12 protein-coding genes are annotated in these 20,646 nt (G+C 39.8%); 7 read left to right on the top strand and 5 right to left on the bottom strand.

Annotated elements, in window-relative coordinates:
- Positions 1-321 precede the first annotated feature (321 nt).
- The 4 genes from B4N43_RS14385 to B4N43_RS14370 all read left to right on the top strand — a co-directional run bounded on the left by B4N43_RS14385 (position 322) and on the right by B4N43_RS14370 (position 6,545).
- A complete protein-coding gene (locus B4N43_RS14385) occupies positions 322-744 on the top strand; it encodes a hypothetical protein (RefSeq protein ID WP_070566908.1) in 423 nt (140 codons plus the stop codon).
- 105 nt (positions 745-849) lie between these two features.
- On the top strand, positions 850-1,935 hold the full coding sequence (locus B4N43_RS14380; protein ID WP_145330755.1) for an efflux RND transporter periplasmic adaptor subunit: 1,086 nt from the start codon (positions 850-852) through the stop codon (positions 1,933-1,935).
- Positions 1,936-1,951: 16 nt separating this feature from the next.
- Positions 1,952-5,113, top strand: coding sequence for an efflux RND transporter permease subunit (locus B4N43_RS14375; RefSeq protein WP_088162530.1), 3,162 nt, complete (start codon positions 1,952-1,954; stop codon positions 5,111-5,113).
- Positions 5,106-6,545: a TolC family protein gene (locus tag B4N43_RS14370; protein ID WP_145330757.1), complete on the top strand. Its 1,440-nt coding sequence runs from the start codon at positions 5,106-5,108 to the stop codon at positions 6,543-6,545. Before B4N43_RS14375 ends, B4N43_RS14370 begins: the two co-directional genes overlap by 8 nt.
- Before the next feature lie 73 nt (positions 6,546-6,618).
- On the opposite strand, the gene B4N43_RS14365 is transcribed toward B4N43_RS14370, so the two are convergent.
- The gene (locus B4N43_RS14365) at positions 6,619-12,618 is read right to left on the bottom strand and encodes an alpha-2-macroglobulin family protein (RefSeq protein ID WP_286735401.1); all 6,000 of its coding nucleotides are present in this window, start codon (positions 12,616-12,618) and stop codon (positions 6,619-6,621) included.
- A gap of 137 nt (positions 12,619-12,755) precedes the next feature.
- A complete protein-coding gene (locus B4N43_RS14360; protein ID WP_286735400.1) occupies positions 12,756-13,328 on the bottom strand; it encodes a hypothetical protein in 573 nt (190 codons plus the stop codon).
- A gap of 369 nt (positions 13,329-13,697) precedes the next feature.
- Here B4N43_RS14360 and B4N43_RS14355 point away from each other — a divergent pair, with 369 nt between their 5' ends.
- Complete coding sequence (locus B4N43_RS14355; protein ID WP_145330761.1) at positions 13,698-14,195, top strand: DinB family protein; 498 nt, start codon at positions 13,698-13,700, stop codon at positions 14,193-14,195.
- A 105-nt stretch (positions 14,196-14,300) separates the two neighbouring features.
- Here the strand turns inward: B4N43_RS14355 and B4N43_RS14350 are convergent, their stop codons facing one another.
- From B4N43_RS14350 to B4N43_RS14340, 3 genes are all read right to left on the bottom strand, one after another.
- Positions 14,301-14,891: a dihydrofolate reductase family protein gene (locus B4N43_RS14350; RefSeq protein ID WP_286735399.1), complete on the bottom strand. Its 591-nt coding sequence runs from the start codon at positions 14,889-14,891 to the stop codon at positions 14,301-14,303.
- Positions 14,892-15,009: 118 nt separating this feature from the next.
- Complete coding sequence (locus tag B4N43_RS14345) at positions 15,010-17,079, bottom strand: M48 family metallopeptidase (RefSeq protein WP_286735398.1); 2,070 nt, start codon at positions 17,077-17,079, stop codon at positions 15,010-15,012.
- A gap of 152 nt (positions 17,080-17,231) precedes the next feature.
- A complete protein-coding gene (locus tag B4N43_RS14340; RefSeq protein ID WP_145330767.1) occupies positions 17,232-18,158 on the bottom strand; it encodes a 2-hydroxyacid dehydrogenase in 927 nt (308 codons plus the stop codon).
- A gap of 168 nt (positions 18,159-18,326) precedes the next feature.
- Here B4N43_RS14340 and B4N43_RS14335 point away from each other — a divergent pair, with 168 nt between their 5' ends.
- Together B4N43_RS14335 and B4N43_RS14330 are read left to right on the top strand one after the other, a co-directional pair.
- Positions 18,327-19,865 carry an ArnT family glycosyltransferase gene (locus B4N43_RS14335; protein ID WP_286735397.1) on the top strand — a complete coding sequence of 513 codons (1,539 nt, stop codon included), beginning with the start codon at positions 18,327-18,329 and terminating at the stop codon, positions 19,863-19,865.
- A gap of 166 nt (positions 19,866-20,031) precedes the next feature.
- A complete protein-coding gene (locus tag B4N43_RS14330) occupies positions 20,032-20,589 on the top strand; it encodes a hypothetical protein (RefSeq protein ID WP_145330772.1) in 558 nt (185 codons plus the stop codon).
- Positions 20,590-20,646: the final 57 nt, after the last annotated feature.

The raw sequence follows: 20,646 nt of genomic DNA, 5'->3' as shown, positions 1-20,646 counted from the left end.
GTTACTTATCAAAAAATACTGCAAGCCATTCTTACTCAATTGAAAGAATAGATTAAGCCAAACTAAAAAAACAACGAAAATCAACCCGAAAAACACCTGAAAACACAACCAATTAAAGAAAACTAAAGCTATTTAGGCCATATTTTTTAAAAATATCTCCTAAACGCAATTTCAAAAACGGAATTTAAGTAATTTTTACACAATTAACCACTAAAACACCGTCAGTTTAAACACTTTGTAACAATATTACATAAACTTTAAAATTTCCATACCTAAATCACTTGTATCATTTTTAAAGTTTAATTACATTTGCTTTCAAGGATGCAAGGAAAATTCCATCAATATCTGTTCGGCGTAGTTTGCGCAATACTTATCAGTTTTGGCTGGTATCATGTGCCAACACCAAATAATATTCCCTCCTGCAATCTTCACGCTGTCAATCACTTCAACAAGCAAGTAAAAAGCGAAGATTATGACACCAAAGTTATTCGCAAAACTAAACGTCCTCGACATGAAAAATTAAGGGCTTATTTTTCAGAAAATGATAATGAAAACGACGACACGGGAAGCGATTCCAATAGCCCTAACTTATTCGCACTTAAAGGAGATGGTTTTGGAAATCTAGTCTCTTATATCCATCCCGAATTTCACAATACACGCACAGCAGTTTCGCTTGCAAATTCCAACCAGCTTACTTCACGAAAAAACGCCCTATATATCCATTACAGTGTATTCAGGCTGTGATTTTTTAATAATTTCTTAAAAAAACATCAAAATAGCTTTCAAAACCATTTGGAAGCAGGTCACACTATTGTTCAATTTTTCGAAAATAATTAAAAAACTATTATCATGGTCATGAGAAGCTTTATGTATATAAGCCTGTGCCTTATTATTCTATCGACAAGCTGTCAGTCAGAAAAAAAAGACAAAAAAGAAGCTGCAGTTTTCAATGTCACTACTCCTTTGGTCAAAGATACAATTGTCAATAAAGATTATGTAGCCCAAATCCGTTCGATCAACCATATTGAATTGCGCGCACAGGAAAAAGGCTACATTCAATCGATATTTGTCGATGAAGGTCAATTTGTACAAAAAGGACAACCCCTCTTTAAAATCATGCCCAACCTCTATGAGTCCGATGTTAATCGTGCTAAAGCAGAGGTAAAATATGCTGAAATCGAATATCAGAACACCAAAAATCTGTCCGAAAAAGATATTGTCGCTCCGCAGGAAACTGAAATGGCAAAAGCAAAATATGAAAAAGCCAAAGCTGAGTTAGCCGCTATGAATACCCATCTCAAATTTACTGATATCGTAGCACCGTTTTCCGGAATCGTTGGTAAGCTTCATGTCCGTAAAGGAAGTCTTGTCGATGAAGGCGAGTTGATCACAGAGCTGTCCGATAACAGTAAAATGTGGGTTTACTTCAATGTACCCGAAGTCGAATACCTCAATCAAATGGACGCAAAACAAGACAATAACCCGCTGCATGTACGGTTAAACATGGCCAATGGAAAAGAATTCGGTCATGAGGGTATTGTTGAAACAATTGAATCAGACTTCAATAATGAAACTGGAAATATTGCCTACAGAGCGACTTTTCCAAATCCAAAGGGATTATTGCGTTATGGCGAGACAGGCAATATCGTCATTACATCGCCCTATAATAACGCGCTTATGATACCTCAGAAAGCTACATTCGAGGAGCTTGAAAAAAAATATGTTTACGTTATTACAAAAGATAATAAAGTAAAAGCAAGAGAAATAAAAGTTGCTGCAGAACTGCCGCATATCTATGTTGTTTCCTCCGGATTGGGCAAGGACGAAAAAATTCTGCTGAATGGACTTCGCATGGTACAGGAAAACCAGACTATTGAATCCAAATATCAGACTCCGGAGAAAGTCATGTCAAACTTAGATTTATATGCAGAGTAATTAAAAAAGCAGCATTATGTTTAAAAAAGTAATACATCGACCGGTATTTGCTATTGTCATATCGGTTGTAATCCTATTTATCGGAGGTTTGGCCATAAAGCAACTTCCTACTGAGCAATTTCCAAAAATCGCACCGACTACAGTGGCGGTCTCCATTGCCTATCCTGGTGCAAGCGCTGATGTACTTGTAAAATCCTCATTGATTACATTGGAGAATGCAATCAACGGTGTACAGGGAATGCGCTATATCGCAACCGATGCGACCAGTGCCGGTGAAGCAACCGTAAACGTCGTATTTGATCCGGGAACAGATCCTAACGATGCCGTAGTACTGGTCAAAACCCGGGTGGATCAAGTCATGCCACTATTGCCTGAACTTGTTCAAAAGGAAGGAGTCGTCGTCAATCCAATTCAGCCCAGTATGCTGATGTACGTGAATCTTTACAGTACAAATAAAAGCATGGATGAAAAGTTCTTGTACAACTATGCAACGGTAAATATCATTCCTGAAATCAATCGTATTCATGGCATCGCCAAATCACAAATCTTAGGTAGCCGTAGATATGCCATGCGCGTCTGGTTAAATCCCGATCGTATGCGCGCCTATAGCTTGTCAGTTGATGAAGTGATGAAAGCGATAGGAGAACAAAGTATCATCGGCCGTCCCGGTCGACTGGGACAAAGCTCGGGTATTGCAGCGCAATCCCTCGAATATGTCCTAACTTATAAAGGGCAATACAATACACCTGAAGAATACGACAATATTATCGTTCGCGCAAACGGCGACGGTGAAAACATCAAGTTAAAAGACGTAGCTAAAGTCGAATTGGGTAGTGAATTCTTTGACATCTATTCCAATTTAGACGGGCATCCCTCGGCTTCAATTGTGTTGAAACAGAATTATGGTAGTAATGCCAATGACGTTATTAAAGATGTGAAGGCAAAACTTGCTGAGATGAAAGGTAACTTTCCTCCAGGGATAGACTATAAAATCAGTTATGACGTATCCCAATTCTTGGATGCTTCTATCGAACAGGTGATGCATACCCTACGCGATGCTTTTATTTTAGTTGCCATTGTTGTGTTTATTTTCCTTGGCGATTGGCGTTCGACGTTGATTCCAATCATCGCCGTGCCCGTTTCGCTGATAGGTACATTCTTCGTCATCCAATGGTTCGGTATGTCGATCAACTTAGTGACCTTGTTTGCATTGGTGCTTGCTATCGGGATTGTCGTGGACAATGCCATTGTGGTCATTGAAGCAGTACATGCCAAAATGGAAGAAAGTGCCATATCGCCATACAGCGCTGTAAAAGAAGTCATGGGCGAAATCGCAGGTGCTATTATCGCTATTACAGCTGTTATGGTGGCCGTTTTTATCCCCATTTCATTTATGACAGGCCCTGTCGGAACATTTTACCGTCAGTTTTCAATTACCATGGCGAGTTCCATCGTGATATCTGCAGTAGTCGCATTAACCCTTACTCCTGTGCTTGCCGCGATGCTCCTGAAAAATAACCATGGTAAACCAAAAAAATCAAATGTATTCACTAAATCGCTCGACCTTTTTAACCGTACTTTTGATAAAATAACGGGCAAGTATGCCTCCTTACTTCGTAAAATTGCCAGCCGAAAAGTAATTACATGGGGTATCTTAATAGCATTCTGTGTCGGAATTTTCGTCATTAACAAAACGCTTCCAGGAGGTTTTATACCGAGCGAGGACCAAGGCACAATATATGCCATTATTCAGACTCCTCCAGGATCAACATTGGAACAGACCAATAAGCTTTCCAGAGAGCTCCAAAAGATCTGTCAAGGGGTAGATGGGGTAGAATCTGTCTCATCACTGGCGGGTTATGAAATCATGACGGAAGGCCGTGGATCGAATGCAGGAACCTGTCTTATCAACCTCAAAACCTGGGGTGAACGTGAACACTCCGTTAAAGAGATCATGGAAGAACTTGAAGAAAAATCAAAAAATCTAGGTGCAACGGTTGAATTCTTCGAACCTCCCGCTGTTCCAGGGTTTGGTTCTTCAGGAGGTTTCTCCATGCGCCTGCTGGACCTCAATAGGACCACCGATTACCAAGATTTCGATAAAGTAAATAAAGCATTTATCGCTAATCTAAAGAAACGTAAGGAACTCACCGGAGTCTTTACATTCTTTGCCGCCAATTACCCACAATACGAATTGGTATTTGACAATAACGCCGCCATGCAAAAAGGCGTTTCCATTGGTAAAGCCATGGACAACCTCAATATCCTTATCGGTAGTACCTATGAGCAGGGTTTTATCCGTTTCGGTCAGTTCTTCAAAGTCTATGTACAATCTTCACCAGAATTTAGAAGGCTACCTTCCGATATCATGAACCTTTACGTCAAAAACGATCATGACCAAATGGTTCCTTATTCGGCCTTTATGACCTTAAAAAAAACACAGGGACCAAACGAAATCACGCGCTACAACATGTACAATTCGGCCGCCATCCGTGGACTTCCGGCAAATGGGTATACAACGGCTGACGCTATTCAGGCAATCAACGAAACTGCACTTCAAACATTACCACATGGCTATAAAGTTGCCTGGGAGGGCTTGTCCTATGATGAGGCCCAACGTGGAAACGAAGCCGTTTATGTCTTTTTAGTCGTCTTAGTCTTCGTATATCTTGTACTTGCTGCACAGTACGAAAGCTTTATCATTCCGTTTGCGGTATTGTTGTCGCTACCAGTTGGTGTATTTGGATCATTCTTCCTATTAAAAGCTATGGGACTGGAAAATGACATCTATGCACAGGTCGGACTGATCATGATTATTGGTTTATTGGGTAAAAATGCGGTGCTTATCGTAGAATTTGCCGTGAAAAGGCGCCAAGCTGGCGATAGCATATTAGAAGCAGCTATTGAGGGCTCACGAGCACGTTTCAGACCTATCCTCATGACCTCATTTGCATTTATCGCTGGACTTGTACCACTTGTCTTTGCCAGTGGTGCCGGAGCTATCGGTAACCATACCATAGGTGCCTCAGCGCTGGGAGGTATGCTCGTCGGAACTATCTTTGGCGTTATTGTCATTCCCGGACTCTACTACATTTTTGCAAAATTGGCTGACGGAAGAAAAATGATCCAAGCCGAAGACGAATCACCATTAAGCGAAGACATGATACATTATGAATAAGAACAGATTATATCACTATACAGGTTTCGCATTTTTCTTGCTTAGTCTTGCAGCCTGCAAACCACTGGAAATAAAACAACGTGCCGAAAATAGAACCGTTCCCGGAAACTATGGGGATGCTGACAGCGACACCGTGAATACAGGAAAAATCAAATGGAACAGCTATTTCAGCGATCCCAATCTACAAGGACTGATCGGTCAGGCACTAGCAAACAACCAGGAGCTACATATTATGCTTCAGGAAATTGAAATAGCCAAAAATGAGGTAAGCGCCAAAAAAGGTGAATATCTACCTTCCGTAGGTGTAAAAGTTGGTGCGGGGGTCGACAAAGTAAGTCGCTACACAAACATTGGAGCGATGGAAAAGAATACAGAAATCGAACCCGGACGCGAAATGCCTGAACCGCTATTTGATTTTGGAGTTGGTGTACAGGCACAATGGGAAACAGATATCTGGGGTAAACTCCACAATGCGACCAAAGCGCAGCTGCAACGGTATTTTGCCAGCGTGGAAGGCAAAAACTTTATGGTAACTCACCTGATCGCTGAAATTGCAGATTCTTATTATGAACTCCTGGCGCTCGATAACGAACTTCTGGTTATCAATGAGAATGTAAAGATTCAAAACGATGCATTGGTCGTCGTAAATGACTTGAAGAAAAATGCGCGATCCAATAAACTTGCCGTCAAAAGATTTGAAGCCCAGATATTGAAAACCCAAGGTATGCAATATGATATCAAGCAGAAGATCACAGAAACAGAAAATAGAATAAACTACCTTGTTGGAAGATTCCCGCAGCCGGTTCAAAGGGATCAACAATCATTTGATAAGCTTGTTCCGCAAACCGTTTATGCCGGCATCCCGGCCGACCTCCTGGAAAATAGACCTGATATAAAGCAGGCTGAATATGAACTTGCAGCGTCCAAACTGGATATCAAATCGGCCAAAGCCCGCTTTTACCCTTCTTTGGACATTGCGGCGGGAGTAGGTTTTCAAGCTTTTGATCCGACTTATCTCATCAAACCGGAAGCCTTTCTCTCTTCCCTCGTTGGTGAACTCACCGCCCCTTTGATCAACAAACGGGCAATTAAAGCCGCGTATTATAGTGCAAATGCACGACAGGTTCAGGCTGTTTACCATTATGAACAGACTATATTGGCTGCTTATATTGAAGTTGCAAACCAGCTCTCCAAAATTAAAAATCTGGAGAATGGCCTACAAATTAAGACCAAGGAAGTCGATGCATTAAATGAGTCTATCGGTATTTCCAACGACCTTTTTAAATACGCCCGCGCAGATTATATGGAGGTTCTGCTGACACAACGCGATGCCCTGGAATCCAAATTTGAGCTCGTTGAGAAGAAGGTCAACCAACTCAAAGCAAGCGTAGCGATATACAGATCCCTAGGTGGTGGATGGGATCATCAATAGCACACTTTCAATTTTAGTTTTTATATGTTGGGGACTTATCATGTGATAAGTCCCTTTTTTTGTAAAAGCATATTTATTCCACCACGATTTCTTTCATTTTCTCGTTTCCATAGTATGTCGGGAAATACATTAATTCAGCCTTCGCTGGGTTGACTGTATAAGTCCCGGTATAACGAGGTAAAAGTTCGATCTCAAAGGTATGTGTACCTTTCCCCAGTTTGTTGCAAAAAATGACTACACGATCTTTGAAATGCTCCCGGTGCGCCTCGGTTCTATAGTATCCATTGGTTTTGGTTTCATAAGAACATCCCGCCGGTATAGGAACTTCGATCTGCACATACTCAGCTTCACCAGTTAAGGTTACGCTTGCTTCAAGTTTTACAGGATTCCCTTCCTTTAGCGCCGCTACCGTAGCACCATTGTCCTTAAATCGCGTTGCCACGGCAAGGCCCTTTTCTTTTTCTATGACAGGATTTGGATTCCAAAAATTTTGATAGGCTGTCACAAAAGCCGGCCCCGTCCCTTCTTTCCTCACTTTAATCTGTTCATCCGACTTAAAGCTTTGCGTATACGGAAATGTAGTGACACGTTTGCCATTGATGACCATAACCGGTGCCTGGAAAGACTCACCCTCTTTCAGTAAATCAGGAAGAATACTTCGTATGATACGCGAAGATTCGTAGATATTATACCATTGGTTTTGCTGCCGCTGCGCGAAAAAGTAATTACGGATATTTTCTAAATCCGAATCATGACCACCAATTGATTTTAAGACACCGTAAGCCAACAGTGTATTCTCGGTATTGGTTTCCGTAGGTCGCATAAAAAATCTACCTTTCTGATCTGTTGTAGTTCCAGAAGTCCAATAAAGCCCCCCTAAGACAGCCTTTGAGGAGTATTTAAGAACGGTATCTGCAGCATGTGAATCTTTAAGACCCAGTTTTGAAATCAATAGATATTTCAACAGTTTATCCTTAATGGTTTTACTTTTCAGTTTTGTATCAATTTCGAAGAAATAATCTTTGTAATCGGTTTTCGGATCTAGCCGGAGCAGATATATCAGGGAGCCAAACAAATTCTCTTTGGCCCCGTGAAGCTTATCTTTATCCAATAGAAGATCCAGCGAAGCCAAGCTGCTTTTCAACATGGTCTTTTCACGTTCTGCATAGATCTCCGTATCGATCTCAACCTGGTATCCTGCTTCTCGGGCATCCAACAGTACCCCGATCACATAGTTGCTGATCCAGGTCACAGTTTCACTTTTGTTCCACCAGCCCCAGCCCTGATTGGAATTTTTGTTTTTCTGTAACTCCTTCAAAAGATCCTTTATTTTCTTATCCTCTGTAAAGGGCTTTCCGATCAATTTTGTAAGCTCTTTTTTAGAAAGTAATGCACTCAATTTGGAAGCCATCTGCTCATTGCATAGAAATTTGTAACGATCGATCGATTCGATTTCCCGTTGTAAGAATTCCAGCGAATTTGCTTCGGCATGCAAGGTGATTTCCCCTAGTGCCGGAGAAGTTTTTAGCAAATACTCTGCGGTACTGTTAAGCACTTTAAAATCTCCTTCATGTTGTTCAAGCCCCTTTTCAAAAATCGGAATGCTACGTTTTTCACCATCAAAATATCCATTTGACAATCCGATCGAATAAGAAAGTTGGATGCTGTCCCCCTTATCGGCAATAACCGATATAGGATCCCGATAGGACTTCGCAATTTTCAACTTTGCCTCCTGCGTTGTTAGTCCATTATTGATGGTACGCGAGAGCTGTAAGCTGTCGCTAAGATAATTGACAACCCGTCCCATGGCAGAAAACTGATCACCCCTGATGGCAAATCGGGGAGTCGCCAAATGTGCCGAAACAGCTTTAAAAGATTTGACATTTAGCTCTTTTATGTCGGCGAAATTTTTACTTCCTTTAGCAATAAAGAATGTTCGCCAATTGGTAATATCATCCGGATAGGTCGCTTCAAAATTAGCTTTTCCCTGAGCATCGGTGGTTAGCTTTGGCTGCCAAAATGCATCATCGCGGAAGTTCACGCGCATCGTATTTCCAGATTCCAAATAGGGCATATCCACAGCACCTGTCGATGCCGCAGAAGCTCCAGCTTTCATCTGAACCATCACCACGCCGTTGGCGGCCCGAGCACCGTATAATCCCAGCATAGATTGATCTTTAATCACATTCAATGACGCGATAATCGATGGATCAAGACTTGAAATATCACCTTCAAAGGGGACTCCGTCTACTAAAATCAATGGTTTTTCATTGGGGGCCAGACTAGCAGCGCCACGAATACGAATCCCTGCTACAGCCCCCTGCAGCATAGCCGTAGTCACCCCATCCGTCCTAGCATTGATCGATTTCACTGCCGCAGTCAATGATTGCCTTTTTTGGACGCCATACCCCACAACAACCACTTCATCCAATTGATTTTCGCTTGGCTTTAACTCAACGAAATAATCTTTGCCACTGGAGACTTTGACTGTAGCTGTATTGTACCCTAAAGCAGCAATCTCAAGAACAGCATTTTTGTCATCGGAGAGCTCAAGTTCCAAACTACCGTCAAAGCTTGTGAAATATCGTTTTTTTGTATCCGAAACACTTACTTTAGCCCCAATTAATGGCGTATCACCATCATAAACTAAGATCCGGGCGACCTTATTATTATTTCTTTTCGCTCTAAAACCTTCCTGGTCTATTTTTAAGAACCGCGGATCAATCTCCTGCCCATGCCTTATAGAATCCTGCAATGGATTTTCCACGGTACGCACAATAATTTCATCGCGTACAAGTTTGTAAGCCAATCTCGCCGCTTGGGATGCATCGCTCCATTGAATAGAATCCAGTCTGAGATAATTCATCCCATTGGCTTTGAGTTTGATTGGTAAACTAAAAGAAGTTGAATCATCCTTTACAATATGCAAAGTAACATCGCCGACCGGAAGATCTCCAAAACTTCGATGCCCACCGTAAAACAGTCGAAAATACATTCTCTCCTCGACATTCGTCGGTTCAATAAAGATCAATGCAGGTCGAATGCCTTTTTGTGCAGCATCATTGCCCAAAATTAAATTCAATTTAAAAATAGCGTCTTTTTTTCCTTTCTTCACCGTAGCAAATTGTGCAAGTCCCGTGCTATTTTGCATCGTCTCTTGGAAAGTACGTTCTACGTTTGCCTTGATATCCTCCAAGGTCCATACCCTCTCCTGAAAATCTAACTTTGGCGTAAAATCATACAGATCAATCCGCAAAGGATTGCCATCCCAGCTTTTTTGTTTTTGGTAATTTCTATAGATACTGTATTGATAGCCTCCCTCAATTTCAAAACGTCCAATTTTCGCTGTGTCAACCATGAGCGTACCTATTTTGGACACACCGTTATACATTTCTGTCCTTGGAAATGGTCCCACCATCAGGGGTACGGGAACCTGTGTCCGCAACCGGTTATCGTAAACAGTTTTTCTTACGGGATTGAGGTAGTAGAGATCTCCCGCTGTCTGGATATATGCCGGCATCTCAATCAATGCATTATTATTGGGTAATTGCCAGGCTCCAAAATTGTTGGTTACTGTAATCAACTGGCGCTTCAATTCAGTCAATTCGTTAGTGTAGAGCTTACCACGTTCTTCTTTAGGTAAGCGGTAAACCAAAATCTGGCCTTTGCTAAATGCTTTGTCGGGGTAGGTAAAACCAATCGTATCCTGTGAGGCATTAAAGGAAACAATGACCTTTTTCCCCTTTTCAAGATAAAAGCCATTTACACGAATGTCGCGATCCTTGGTCCTAAATCTAAAATCATGCTGCCCCGGAGAAACTTCAAAAATAGTATTGTTATTTTGTTGGTCTTGTTTAGCATAAGTCAGTACACCGTCTATCCAGACTAAATGTATCCCCTGCACCGCACCATTTACTACGACATAGGGGGAAATCTGACTCTTGACAGCATCTAGAGGAAGAGACTCCTGATAATAATCTTTGGGATATAAAAACCGATAAAAAGCCATCGTATCCAACTGCATGTCTTTAGACCATTTTGCCCAATTTTGAAGAGCTACCTGATGAGCCTTCTCATCATCATCCAAACTAAAATTAAGATTTTGTGAGACTCTTGCCCTTCGCATCAGACCACCCATCGTAATATTTGGAGTGGTTGCTGACCTAAATTTTGAAGTAAAACCATAGGCCGTAATATCAACATCCTTCAACGGTTTACCATTCTTATCCGTAACCGAAAGTTCTACATCAGCCTTCTGCCCCGGATAAACTGTCGTCGCCGTGTTGACTGCCAAATTTAAATTCTTCTCCACATAGGGTAATTCTTCCTGGATAACTTTTGATTTTCCTCCAAAAAGATAGGTGATTTCCATGCTATACCCGTCTTTTCCGCGGGCTAAAAATGTACTATTTAATTCGGTATTGTAACCCGAAGCAATCGTACGACCAGCACGATGGACACGATACCAAAATGGAATCATAGCGGGATTATTGACATGCAATATCACCGAATCCGCAGTTCGATAAAACCGATAATTCAGTTGTGCCTGCTCTTGATCCTCTAGATATACACTTTTACTCAATCCATTCGACTTGACAACAATTTCTTCAGCCTGCCAGGGTATAGAAACCAAATTAGGTAAACTCAAATTTTCAGTCTTCAGCACTTCACGATGTTCACCTAATATCATTAGCTGAGCAGTTGTTGGCATCGCAACACCTTTTTCGAAATACTTCAGCTCTGCATGCCCGTCTTTTACAGTAATACGAATTTCTTTTTCGCTGTTGAGTATATTGAGGTCGAGACTTCGTTCAATTCTTTCATTATCTGAACTTAGATAAGTGCCAATAGCCCGAAATGTAAGACCAATGTCAGCCGGAAAAATTGAATCGGGTAATACAATTTCCTTTTCCGCCACATCTGCGAGCGAAACACTCGTTTGCCATAATGTATCTGGAATAAAATTGACCTTATTGGCTTTTACATCAAGCGTATAAAGTGGACTTGTCACAACACGCAAATCTACTTTCCCATCATATATGGGCATTTCATTTTCATTTAAAGCTTTTAGTTTCAGTCGTACACTGTCCCCTTTAGCATATTTCGTCTTTTCGGACGTCATATTAAAGCTTAGGCTTTTTAACTCATAGTCTTCATATCGGAAAGACTGTTGATGCAAGACGACTCTGGCTTTTGTAGATTCCAAAGAGATCCCATAATTTTTATCAAGGATGAGACCAAGCCCCTTCAAATCAAATGCAAAGTTGTACATTCCCGGACGATAGGGAGCAAGTCGAGCCAAAACGGTATCTTTGGCATATCCATATCCACCTGTCAGACGTACGGTAATAGAATCACGGTAAGGTTTCCATTTTTCTTCCTCAAGATAAGCTTTAAATTTAACCTGCTCATTTGGCTTATACATTGGCTTGTTAAAAACCATAAAGCTTTCTGTCCGTTCAGTTTCTTGTTTATGAAAGAACCTCTTAATCTTAAACTTTGTTCTAAGCCAGCTATTTTTGATCCCTTTCCATAATGGAACCCTGTCTTTGTAAGGCCAACTCCGTTCTACACTCAGGTAATGATAGACACCCTTATGTTCAATGCTGACGACATCGTCACTATTTGCATTGGCAGCTTTATAATAATGAAACTTCTTATCGAATGACATGCGACGTCCCTTCACTTTTAATTGGGCATCTTTTATAATCGTTCCCAAAGAATCGTATAGACAAATCGCAAAAATTTCTGCCGGAATAATCTTGACATATAGGTTATCACTAATCAATTCCTGATAAATGAGATCAGCTCCACTGGCGCGGACCTGGACATAATTACCAGGAGGTAAAGTCGGCTGTGGACTTCCGGTCTTATACTTGAGAAAAAAATCGCTGAGCATAGTTTCATCGAATTTCTTCTCTCCCAAGTGAATTTTTCTTAAAACTTCTGGGCTCAGTTTATAAATATAATAGTCAGAAGATCCACGCGGACTATTGAATAAGGTCGATTGCCCACAAAGGACCACAGAATACAGAACAGCTAAAAAGCAGACAACAATTGATTTCCATTTCATGTTTAAGATACTGGCTAAATTCTTTTAAAAATAGATAAATTTACCTAAAGCCAAGTACTAGATTTTTCCATCCGGCACTTCAACTTTCGTGCAGGGATGCGAAGAATATCAAAATTCCATAAACGGAGAAAAAAAAATTACAATTTCAATCTACCTTTGATTGAATCTACAACTTCAGTGTCCGAGGGAAAGTCACCAGCACCCGAACCGCTGGAACGATTGACCAAAGGCGGCTCCTCACCATATAGGGTATCGCGGGCGATGACTACCTTCTTTTCGAGATCTACATAGCTAATAATATAATTGCGCTGATAAGCTTTATCTTTTTGACCGACCTTATTGACGTACTCTCCTTTTTCCTGCATGTCCATCGCTATCATAACAATGCCTTTGACAGCATCACCGGGATAATTATCTACTGTTCCCAATGCCTCGTTCCATTTTTCCTTATAAGTTATTCCCAAATCACCGGCACCGCCATTTTCAAGAATTAGACAGCTCTTCCCCCAGTCTACTGCGGACAATTGTACTGGATATTTATAAATAGCGGTATGATCGCCAAAACCAGCTAAAATTCGGGAAGATAATTGTTCTGTTTTTTCCTGATCCGCCTCCATATTTCCCAGAAGACGGTAAGCCCATATACCGATACCAAGTACTGCAACCAATACCAGGCCTACAAAAGTGAATATTGCTTTCTTATTTCCCATCGTTCAATTTTATTTAATTAATTACCAATCAAATATACTTAGTCTATATGCTCATTTTCACCCTTTTTACAATTCGCTTGACCTGCTTTATTATTTGCAGCGCTTGCTTAAATAAACGTTATAAAAAAACAAATACTCGAACCTTTGCAGTCCAAGTTTTCAACAACATGAGATAATAAGAGCTGCCACTATTTTATTTTTATCATAAATGATGATTCATCCAATTCATACTGACACATAGCTGTCACATAGTGGTTATATCTTTGTTTAACCTTAGCAGGAAAACAAATACTAAACGAAAAAACAATTCCAGAGCAAAGGCTATTAGTAGGATAACTAATCGAATTTTAAATTATTACAGAAAAAAACATGGAAACATTACCACAATTAAAAGAAGAACTAGCGAATGAGTATCAAATTACAAAAAACTTCATTGCACTTTTCCCTGAAGGCAAGAATGAATATGTCCCACATGAAAAAAGCATGAAAATGATGCGTCTGGCAACCCACTTAGTCGAAGTTTTCGAATGGCCAAGTACCATTTTAAAGACTTCAGAACTTGACTTTGCCAAAAGTGCTTATGTGCCAACAAGTCTAGTGACTCGGGATGATCTCTTAAAAAAATTGGACGAAGATTACGAAGCCGGAAAAAATGCTTTAGAAACAGCTAAGGAGGAAGACTTAATTCCAAGCTGGACCATTAAAAATGATGGCCATAAACTGGCAAGCTGGAGCAAATACGGTGCTATTCGTCACTCATTAAACCAGATTACACATCACAGGGCACAATTAGGTGTTTACTATAGACTCAATGATATCCCGTTGCCAGCGAGTTATGGACCTTCTGCAGATTCGCAGAATTTTTAAGCCCTTAATAGAATATACAAGGTAAAGAATATCATAACACTTCTTCATGATATTCTTTATCTGGTATCAATACAGCTGGGTTATTTTACAGCTTTTGTAGTTTTTTTACACTGGACAATAGCTATGTGCAACCACACCCCCAGGAAAAACTTGAACATCCACAAGCTTTAGATCAAGACATTCAGAAAGTCTATTGAATATGGATAAGCCAGTTCCCAATGCGACCGGATGTGTAACTAGATGATATTCATCAATTAAGCCCGTTTCGATGAGGTTTCGCATAAACTCAGCACCTCCGTGTGCCAATAGTGGCTTCCCTGACTCCGCTTTTAATTCTTTAATTCCTTCAATGAGACCTGCATCAAAAACACGGGCATTCATCCAAGAGGAATTCGCAGGAAGCTTAGCATTGTGAGCAAAATCTTCTGTTTTGGGATGATAGCCCTTTTTTGTAAAGACAGCTTTAGGGATTTCATTCATTGCTGCCGCAAAAGGATTTGTTGAAGCAGGCCAATAGGAAGCCATTACTTCAAAGGTCTTTCGACCCATTAGATGAACGCCGGCAGATTCACAAATATTTAAAACCCATGCGCTAGAATGATCGTCGCCACTTTTAAACATCCAGTCAGTCTCTCCATTGATTCCTGCAACAAATCCATCGATAGAAATAGACATTTTCATTATTAATTTCCGCATAACAAAAAGTTTAATATTTAATAAAACAAATCCAATTCAAAACTGGGTTACTGTCTATCAAAAATAAACCATTTCAATCGACGTACAGCGGGGACAAACCGTCAATATACAAGGGCATTTACGACAGTTCTTTTTTCTGTCCTTTACCTTCCTCAAGGGTAAGCATAAAATTCAAATAGTGCTTTTTCTTCGCGAAATGCTGGTCATCCAATAACTTTTTATAGGCCGATATCGCATTAAAAAGGATTTGAAGATTATCCTCGTTATAATGATCTACATTAAAATATATTAAATCCCTGTTGATATACGTGTCCAATGAAGTAAGCAACGTATCATCCAATTCATCCTTGCTTCCGGGAAGTGCCAAAAGCGTTGCCAGTTTCTTTTTTAATTCTCCTTCCCTACGTTTGACGTCTTGCAACCTTGCCTCAATATCAGCGAAGGGCAAAGTCTGAAATATAAACCGGGTATTCTCCGTCATGTGAGCATAAAGTTCTTGTGCCTCCTCATAATTCTTGTCGAAAAAAGCAAAATCATCATATCTTCGTTCAAACTCTTCACACATCCCCTGCGTATCAGCCAAGTGTGCAAAATAATAATGGATCTGCTGGTTGTAGTCGGTAATTTTATGCTCCGTAGCTGCAATAGTGTCTTCAATTTTTTTTAGTAATTCGATAGCGTCTGCAGCTCGATATTTTATACCGTCATAGTCAAAGGACTTTAATTTTAATTCTCCTTTGCTGATTGCTTCAACGACATATTTGTCATTTTTTAGACTATTAAGTTCATACAGTGTATCAACTCTACTATCGGCAAACAACTCATCAAAAGTCGGCTTTGACTGTTCCTGAAAAATTGGAGTTTCACCTTTTCGCACAGGATGATTGTAGTCATAGAAATCATTGAATCTTTGATCAACAGCATACTTGTTCATTCGACTTTCAAAATCATCACTGAAAGACGTTATTTCTAACAGTGATGGGGGCTGTTGATACTGTAACTGCGCAAACAACTTATCCGAAATTTGGTTTGCTACGGCAGCACGATTAGCTAGTAATTCAATAGCAGGTGCGTTGTTGGCTTCTTGCTTGACAATATTAAGTTTCTGTAATGCTTTTACCCGATCTTCATCCGATGGATGAGACGACCATTGATCTTCAAGATTTAACTTCGATTTATCATATTTTTTTAAAGTCGCCAATTCGATCTGGGGAAAGCCATTTCGCACTTGATATCTATTGCGTTCCGCAAACAAGAGCATGACACAACGATGCTCTGGATAAATATTACGACTACGGATATTTTCAGAAAATTTGTTATCATAGAAAGTAAGTACATTATTTAGTGCATGGTTTGCAAACCCCAAACGTAAGAGCGAGTCAGCCAAAGCCTGGGAACCAGCAACATGTGCCGCAATTTCATCCGCATGAAATTCCATCTCTCTTGATAACGCCAAATAATTGAGATTTACATATTCATAAAGATGCTTCAAAATATGCTGAATCTGTTGAATAATAAACATCGATATACCAATAAAAATAGCAGAGTACCCACTGATGTTACCCCATTTACCAAACATATTATCCAGCGATTCATTCTTATACAGCATATTGTAGATAATCTGATTAACATGGTAAACATAGCTACCCACTTTCATGCTTTTTTGTGAGAAGTGGCCAAACTCGTGTGCAAGAATAGCCTTTAGTTCCTGTTGAGTAACTGCATTCACCATCCCCACACCAATCTGAAGATTTTTCTTAATGGGTAAAAACATGCTCCAAAAACTAGAGTCATAGAATACAGATGCATTGACATCATGCGATAGAAAAATTTTCTTTGGAAAGCTTGTGTCAACTTCCTTTACCACCTCATGAATAAGTGCGAATAACTGTGGTTCGTCGCTCTCATATATCTGTGTAAGATGCCCCGTATCAACTTTTGTTGACGCAAAAACAAATTTTAATAAAAAGAATAGTATAGTCAGACCTGTAGCGAGTAGGCCCAAACATAATACTGCGGTTAAAAACATGGGCTTGGCAGTGAACATCAATAGTCCCAATAAAGTAAAACCAACAGTAATACCTATTGCCAAGAGTAGCAGAATAACATAAGTAACCGCAAAAACAACAATAGATAAAATTGTTTTACGCGCGTGTTTTCTAAAGTTTGTAGATACTTGTACGTTCATAAACCGTTAATAAAGCAAGGATAATTGACTATATAAATCTAAAAAATAAAATCCATTTGCCTATAAGTTTACAAAAAATCAAAAACAAAAAAACATACCCAATTTACACATCAGAGTACATTATCATTAGCCCCTTAAAGGGGATATTATCATTAATAACCTTTTTCCAAAGAAACTTCATTCAGTAAAGCCTCCCCCCGAATCATTCGTTTATAATTGTCTACTACCTGTAAAACCGACGAACTGATATTGGTTCGACTTGCGACATGCGGTGTTATAAAAATAGAAGAACAGGACCAAAATGGATGATCTTTTGGCAGCGGTTCCAGGTGAAAGACATCGAGGTAAGCTTGGGCAATCTGCCCTTTATCAATAGCCTCCAGTAGCTCATTTTCAACGAGATGCCCACCTCTACCAACGTTTATGAGGACAGTTTCATTCGTACACAATTCAAAAAGATTACGATCCAGAATTCCTCTTGTGGCATCGGTCAGGGGTAAAATATTGACAACAAAATCACTATTTTCCACAGCCGCCCTAAGTCCTTCCTGTCCCGAGAAAGAAACTACCCCTGGAAGCGCTTTAGGGGAATTGGACCATCCTTTTACTAGAAACCCCAACTGAACCAGCCTCTCGGCAACATAGCCTCCAATCTCACCTAAGCCTAAAATTGTTACACTGGTTTCACCAATGGATTTATATACTAGTGGTTGCCAATGCTGTTGTTCCTTCGCTGTAGCATACATCGAAAAATTCTTCATTGCATGCATCAAACAGGTCAAAATATGCTCAAACATATCGCTTTTCAGCATTGGATCTATTATCCTACAGATATGGAGCGTTGAAGGAATCTTATTTGGGAATAAATGATCTATCCCCGCTCCTCCCGACTGAATAACTTTTAAATTAGGAAAATGAGTAAAGTAATTAGCATCAGGCTTCCAACAAAGTGCAAATTCTACCGCATCATAATTTTCTATTTCGGGATATATCTCCACCTTAACATCAGGTAAATGTTTAGTGATCTCGACCTTCCATTCTTCTGCCCTAGCAGTATTCAGCAGCAAAGCTATGCTCATAATCTCTTTTTTATACGAAAATAACATTTTAGAATGGGCCAGCATTTGATTTCTTCACAGAAATCTCCGATCCCCATAGATCCGCAGCAATAGATGATTATTAAAATAACTTAATTTGAATTTATTTTAATCGTAAATTGGCGGAAGACAACCATAATCAAACATTAGATGGCACTTAAACATCGATTTATCCTAATTGGTCTTATCCTGTTAAAATTCATCATTCAATATCAGTTGATTAGTCCGATTTACGAATTGCAGCGTGACGAATTTCTACATCTCGATCAGGCGAATCATTTGGCCTGGGGCTACCTCTCGGTTCCCCCTCTGACCTCCTGGACCTCCTATCTGATCAAAATAACCGGAAATTCCGAATTCTGGATCAAATTTTTCCCCGCATTGTACGGAGCCTTAACAATTCTAATTGTCTGGAAAACTATAGAAGCGTTGAAAGGAAACCTTTTTGCACTTGTATTTGGCAGTTGCTGCATCATGTTTTCCGTTCTCTTCCGTCTGAATGGCTTATATCAGCCAAATTCTTTGGATGTATTGTGCTGGACTTCCATATACTACCTCATTATACGATATTTGAACAGCCAACAATCGAAGTGGCTAATTTATATTGCTGTTGTATTTGCTATCGGTTTTTTGAATAAATATAACGTCGTATTTCTTATTCTAGGTTTAGTTCCAGCCCTTGCACTCGTGCCCGAACGGAAAGTGTTTACGGAACGAAAATTATATGGTAGTTTACTCATCGCCATACTTATCATCTTGCCGAATTTAATATGGCAGTATCAAAATAATTTTCCGGTATTCTCTCATTTTAAAGAGCTTCAGGCAACGCAACTCGTCCACGTCAATCGGTGGAGCTTTTTCCGTTCTCAGTTTTTGTTTTTCTTCGGGACTTTTCTTGTTATAATTTTCGGTTTATATGCCTTGTTGAAATATCCCCCATTTAAACCTTATCGCCTATTCTTCTGGTCATTTTTTATTACCATTGGTATTTTCTTATTGTTAAGAGCCAAGGATTATTATGCGATAGGTATTTATCCCATTTATTTTGCCTTCGGAGCGGTTTATATTGCATCACTACTGGAAAACAAAACTGGTAAAATTCTTAAGCCTATCTTCATCGTTTTAACAGGCATCTTGTTTCTACCGATCTACAACATTGCCTTTCCCAATCACAATCCATCGTACTTTATAGAACATCCTGAAAAATACCGTAAATATGGCATGTTAACTTGGGAAGATGGTGAAGAACACCCACTTCCACAAGACTTTGCCGATATGTTAGGTTGGAAAGAACTTGCCCACAAAGTAGATAGCGTTTATCGTCAGATCCCCCAACCTCAAAATACACTCGTTCTTTGCGACAATTATGGACAGGCAGGTGCTATAAATTACTATTCCAAACTGGGGATTAGGGCTGTTTCTTTCAATGCCGATTATATCAATTGGTTTGATCTGAGTAAAAAATACCGCAATTTGATCCGGGTCAAGAACCGTTGGGAGCGTGAAACTGAACTAAAAACAACCAGTCCCTTCTTTACACGATCAATGGCAGCAGACTCCATTACAAATAGCTATGCCCGGGAACATGGAACAACGATCTTCTCTTTTATCAATGCTAAAATTAATATCAATGAACGAGTCTCAAATGAAGTAGAATCAGAAAAAAGAGAAAAAAATCTTCCTTTATAAGTTAGTTATTTTTTACGCTTTTAAGGTTAACTGGGCGCTTCTTTTATCTGAAATATTTATTATCTTTAATATACTTAGCCAAAGCTTTCATCTTCGTCATGCTCGTCATATACCGTCAGCACCATAGCGACTACAGGGAGCTTAACACCATATTAATAGGATATTTATGCGATTTTTGAATTTTTTGAAGGGACAGGGTAATTTGAAACAAATCGACGTCAGCGAAGACGATGATTTTGTGGATTTGCAATTGAAAGTAACAAAATATTGGAAAGACGACGACGAACATCATATCATTCAGGCAAAGGGGCTTTGGGGTAGAGAGACGGTAGGTTTAGCAATTGCCTTTCGCCCGGATATGAAATTGGGAATTGTAGACTCTGAAGTTGATAAAAAAAGATTTTATCGTGAAGGGGTTAATTTTTATTCGATAGGTAAACTGAGCGACAATTTTACCAAAGCCTTAAATAGCCTGTTTCAAATAGAGAGTACTACATTTAAGATGCTTGATAGTGTCGGCTCCACCGCATTGATTGTCAGTGGTCGTCCAGAGCATTTTGACGAGGAATATATTAAAGCGAAAGTTTTCTTCGACGGTGCCAATGAAAAGAACCTCTATGCCGAGTGGTATGTCAATTTGGATTTAAAAAACAATATCCTGGAGCTTCGAGAAAAAGATCCCGAATACAGAAAAAACATACTCGCTATCTTGACAAATGCGTAAATTTGACGATGCTTTCCAATCCACTAATCGGCGTTGAAATACAGGAAGCCTTTTAGC

Origin of the sequence: Sphingobacterium sp. UBA1897 (assembly GCF_002337775.1) — a bacterium.
GTDB lineage: Bacteria > Bacteroidota > Bacteroidia > Sphingobacteriales > Sphingobacteriaceae > Sphingobacterium > Sphingobacterium siyangense.
The sequence above is the reverse complement of the archived record's forward strand: the minus strand, read 5'-3'. Positions and strand labels throughout refer to the sequence as shown.

Excerpts from the sequence above, each read along its gene's own strand:
- B4N43_RS14385 (WP_070566908.1), top strand. The coding sequence starts at position 322 with ATGCAAGGAAAATTCCATCAATATCTGTTCGGCGTAGTTTGCGCAATA.
- B4N43_RS14350 (WP_286735399.1), bottom strand. The coding sequence starts at position 14,891 with ATGCGGAAATTAATAATGAAAATGTCTATTTCTATCGATGGATTTGTT.
- B4N43_RS14340 (WP_145330767.1), bottom strand. The coding sequence starts at position 18,158 with ATGAGCATAGCTTTGCTGCTGAATACTGCTAGGGCAGAAGAATGGAAG.
- B4N43_RS14360 (WP_286735400.1), bottom strand. The coding sequence starts at position 13,328 with ATGGGAAATAAGAAAGCAATATTCACTTTTGTAGGCCTGGTATTGGTT.
- B4N43_RS14380 (WP_145330755.1), top strand. The coding sequence starts at position 850 with ATGGTCATGAGAAGCTTTATGTATATAAGCCTGTGCCTTATTATTCTA.
- B4N43_RS14330 (WP_145330772.1), top strand. The coding sequence starts at position 20,032 with ATGCGATTTTTGAATTTTTTGAAGGGACAGGGTAATTTGAAACAAATC.
- B4N43_RS14355 (WP_145330761.1), top strand. The coding sequence starts at position 13,698 with ATGGAAACATTACCACAATTAAAAGAAGAACTAGCGAATGAGTATCAA.
- B4N43_RS14345 (WP_286735398.1), bottom strand. The coding sequence starts at position 17,079 with ATGAACGTACAAGTATCTACAAACTTTAGAAAACACGCGCGTAAAACA.
- B4N43_RS14370 (WP_145330757.1), top strand. The coding sequence starts at position 5,106 with ATGAATAAGAACAGATTATATCACTATACAGGTTTCGCATTTTTCTTG.
- B4N43_RS14365 (WP_286735401.1), bottom strand. The coding sequence starts at position 12,618 with ATGAAATGGAAATCAATTGTTGTCTGCTTTTTAGCTGTTCTGTATTCT.
- B4N43_RS14375 (WP_088162530.1), top strand. The coding sequence starts at position 1,952 with ATGTTTAAAAAAGTAATACATCGACCGGTATTTGCTATTGTCATATCG.
- B4N43_RS14335 (WP_286735397.1), top strand. The coding sequence starts at position 18,327 with ATGGCACTTAAACATCGATTTATCCTAATTGGTCTTATCCTGTTAAAA.